Annotated in this window: 4 protein-coding genes; 2 read left to right on the top strand and 2 right to left on the bottom strand. The window is 64.6% G+C overall.

All coding sequences use genetic code 11. From position 1 onward, the window contains the following. Positions 1-613, bottom strand: a 613-nt coding sequence (locus A5691_RS12855) for a serine/threonine-protein kinase (RefSeq protein ID WP_156675725.1), incomplete at its 3' end; no start/stop codon positions are given. Positions 614-1,147: 534 nt separating this feature from the next. On the opposite strand from A5691_RS12855, the gene A5691_RS12850 reads away from it, so the two are divergent. Continuing rightward, positions 1,148-2,155 carry a GGDEF domain-containing protein gene (locus tag A5691_RS12850; RefSeq protein ID WP_067756412.1) on the top strand — a complete coding sequence of 336 codons (1,008 nt, stop codon included), beginning with the start codon at positions 1,148-1,150 and terminating at the stop codon, positions 2,153-2,155. A 139-nt stretch (positions 2,156-2,294) separates the two neighbouring features. On the opposite strand, the gene A5691_RS12845 is transcribed toward A5691_RS12850, so the two are convergent. Next, positions 2,295-2,540, bottom strand: coding sequence for a hypothetical protein (locus A5691_RS12845; protein WP_067756415.1), 246 nt, complete (start codon positions 2,538-2,540; stop codon positions 2,295-2,297). A gap of 274 nt (positions 2,541-2,814) precedes the next feature. Here A5691_RS12845 and A5691_RS28620 point away from each other — a divergent pair, with 274 nt between their 5' ends. Beyond that, positions 2,815-3,222, top strand: a complete 408-nt coding sequence (locus tag A5691_RS28620; protein WP_231982298.1) for a hypothetical protein — start codon at positions 2,815-2,817, stop codon at positions 3,220-3,222. Positions 3,223-3,632 lie beyond the last annotated feature (410 nt).

The following is a 3,632-nucleotide window of genomic DNA, read 5'->3' as shown; positions in this document are numbered from 1 at the left end:
CGCCTCCCGTCAAGCATTCGTAGAGCACGCAAGCAAGCGCGTAGATGTCCGAGCGTGCATCGGCCTCACCGACTTTGAAGCGCTCGGGTGCCATGTAGCGCAGCGTGCCCACCACCGCGTCCGTACCAGTCAGACCGGTCTCGCCGAGAACACGAGCGATCCCGAAATCGATCAGATACGCAAAGTCATTTTCATCGAGCAAGATGTTGGAGGGCTTGATGTCCCGATGCACCAATCCAATCTTGTGCGCGGCGTATACGGCGTGTGCCACCTGCTCGACGATGTGCACCGCGCGTGCCGGAGACATTGAACCGGAGGCCAGCACGGTCGCCAGGTCCCGCCCTTCGATCAGGCGCATGTCGACGAATAGCCGTCCGTCGATCTCGCCGTAGGTGTGTATTGGCACCACGTGAGGGTTGTTCAACCGTGCCGCTGAGTGGGCCTCGCGACGGAATCGCTGTTGAAACGTCTTGTCCGCAGCAAAATGCGCCGGGAGTACTTTCAGCGCGACTATCCGGTCGGTGACGGTGTCATAAGCTCGCCAGACCTCTCCCATGCCGCCCCGGCCGAGCAAATTGATTAATCGGTACCGGCCGAACGGGGTCCCGTCCATGGAAACCTCCCGACGCAGCAATTCAGCAACACCATAGTCCCACTGCTGACACGGTTTGGGGAAAGTCCCGCAACGGCCGATTCCGGACCAAATCGCTGCTAACCCGTTGTCAAGATCGAACCCGCGGCGACGCCAATCACGGCCACAGGGGCCACCGAAATCATCGTGATCGCCGCGTTGCACGAGCTCTTCTTCCGGTCTGTTGGCCGCACCGGTAGCGCGTGAAGCCAACTTCGGTGTGGGCGACGGTGAACACTGACCGGCACGCCGCAATCTCAATCGCCTTTTGCCAAGCGGCCTCGCCGTTACGGTTATTTCCCGGGAATTACGCTGTTAATCGGCGGCCCGCCGTTTCGGAGATCTAGCGGCTTCATTGAGCGTGTCGCGGCATGCTTTAGTAGCGTTAACCCGCAAACGAGCGCTCGCCAAATGGCGATGTCAGTAATTGGCCGAGCGTCAGCACATGACCGGGAGATTGACCGGATGGGTCTAAGCCTCCGAGGCCCAGGCGGCCGTAGGGCAGGCCGATACCGGTTGCGGTTGCGTGCTGACGCGGGCAGCGGCTTTTACGGCAAGCATCAGGTTCGGCTGCTGCGAATCTATTTGGGCGCCACCACGTTCCTCTACACCTGGGGTGTTGTGTTCAGCACCTTCATCCGAATCCATCCCGGGCTGAAGCCGGGGAACCCGACCGGAGGCATCGCGGCGGTCGTGCTCGGCGCCGCGGCGTTGGCGTGGTTGGCCGTCCGGCCCGACAAACCCGGACCGGCGACGGCCGTGGCGATCGTCGCCACACCCATGGTGATGGCCTTCCACGTCGCGATCGTCGCCGAGTTCGTCTGCCTGATCGCCCCGATGTTTCTGGCGATGTACCTCCGCGGGTTCTACTCGCCGCGCCGGGGCGCGCTGCTGGTCGGCGCGCTTACCGTGGCGTGTGTCGTCGCGCTTGCGCTCGCGCCCATGCCCAAGTTGTACATCGACTACCTCATCTTCGTGATCGCGATTGTCGGCGCCGCCGAGTCATTCGGCCTGTTGACGCGGACCTTGGTCGCCGCGGCGTGCACCGACCCGCTCACCGGACTGCTCAACCGTGCCGGCTGGGAGATTGCCACCGCCGACTTGCTGGCGCGGTCCCGTTCGACCGCGTCCACCGTCACGGTCGTCGCGCTGGACATCGACAACTTCAAACAGATCAACGACACCGACGGACATGTCGCCGGCGATCGGCACCTGATAAGTCGCGCGGATATCTGGCGAGAAGTGGCCCCCGCGCACGCCGTTCTGGCCAGGTTCGGCGGCGACGAGTTCGCGGTGTGTATCGCTGACCGCCCCGGTCGCAAGCCCACCGCGGCAGACCAATTCGTCGGCGCCGCGCGGCTATATACGCCGGGCACCAGCATCGGGACCGCGTCGGCCTCCGGCAAGGACGCCGATATCGCCACGCTGCACGCCGCCGCGGACGCCGAGCTCTATATCGCCAAGCAGAAGCGAATCTCCGAGGCCCGTGAGGCCGATGCGCACCGGCGTTATGAGTCCCGCTGAATTGCTTGTGCCGCAAGCGGGTTCGCCCGCACCGTCGGGTGCGGCGGCGGGACAGTGCTCGTCGCCGCCGCCCAACGACTCCCGCACGGGCGGGCCAAAACCAAACGAGCTGCGTGTGCTCGCCTACTCGTGGCCGCCGCTAACCCATTGTCAAGATCGCGACTGCGGCGACGGCGATCATCGCCACAAGGGCGACCAAAATCACGGTGATCGCCGCGCGCACGATCTCTTCTTCTGAGGGCCGCCAGCGCGGTTTCAATTCGGCGAGAACGGTGTCCCCTCCCCAGGGCATACCGTTGAGCCGTGCGACCGCCGAAATGACATCGTCGTGCGCGTCGAACGCGTCGTTCTCGATTGGCTCGTGCGCGGCGATTGCGATCGTCATATCAGCCCCCAGGCTCGCGGACGCCGATCGGCGTTGTTCGGGTCAAAGCTTCGGAATTCTCGTGAATTCATGATACGAGCGCGAAAATCACGATTGCGGTAACGATCCTTAACGGTCACGGCACGGAGTCGCGCTAAGCGCCAACCATGCTCGCCTGACAAGAGGCTCACGGCGGCCGCCGGCCAAATTTGGGATCGGTAGCGGCAGGCGCGCTATTTACTTCAACTGCAGAGCGCCCCGACCACGGGCCGCCCGACGGAATAGGACAGTCATGATGCGACGGATCGCGCGGTTGGCGACCACCGCCCTGCTGGCCGGTGGGTTGGGTGTTGCGGGTCTCGGGTTGGCCGCGGGCACGGCCAATGCCGATGGTGGCCCACACCGCTGGTGCCCCGGCGAACCTCTGCCGCCGACGGGTAACCACGTCACCAATCCGGTCATCTGGGACAACAACATCTGCCACACCTACTACTACGTCTACTTCGGGCAGGGCAACGTCGCCCAAAACATCTGGGACGGCGACAACCCGCCCGCCCCTCCGCCCCTGCCTAGGTCGTCGTTCATCCGGTTCGCGTCCGTCATGAATTCACGGGCCAGCGCTGCCGCTCGCTGCGCGTGGGCCGACAGCCCGGGCGCGGTCACCTGGTTGGCTCGCCGCTGCAGGCCGTCGAGCCACGCCTGATAGTCGGCGTCACTGGGTACCGAGTTTTGTTCGTAGGAGCCCGGCGGCGCAAACCGCGTCTTCGCCTTCAACGAGGCCTGCGCGTCGCGGTTGAAGTCGATGAATTGCCGCACACTCCAACACGGTTGCGCCCGCTCATCGATCCGCCACGCGACGAACAGACCCGCGGCGGCCACGGCTGCGCACCATACCGTCAGCAACCGCCGGGCGGTCTCGTGTGCGTTTGCGGCCACGCGATCAACCTAGACCAGGGATCGGGACGATTGGCACCCAGCGGTCGGCGCCCGTCACGCGTGGGGGCAGAAGAAACCCAGGATCTGTTGGCAGTTGTCCCTGTTGATGAGCGCCGGGCGGGGGGGGGGCGGAGGGGTCGGTGTCTGCCGTAGTCGCCGACGTGAGTGATACGCTGA

The sequence above is a fragment of the Mycobacterium sp. E183 genome, from assembly GCF_001667735.1.
In the GTDB taxonomy this organism is placed as follows: domain Bacteria; phylum Actinomycetota; class Actinomycetes; order Mycobacteriales; family Mycobacteriaceae; genus Mycobacterium.
The sequence above is the reverse complement of the archived record's forward strand: the minus strand, read 5'-3'. Positions and strand labels throughout refer to the sequence as shown.

Excerpts from the sequence above, each read along its gene's own strand:
- A5691_RS12845 (WP_067756415.1), bottom strand. The coding sequence starts at position 2,540 with ATGACGATCGCAATCGCCGCGCACGAGCCAATCGAGAACGACGCGTTC.
- A5691_RS28620 (WP_231982298.1), top strand. The coding sequence starts at position 2,815 with ATGCGACGGATCGCGCGGTTGGCGACCACCGCCCTGCTGGCCGGTGGG.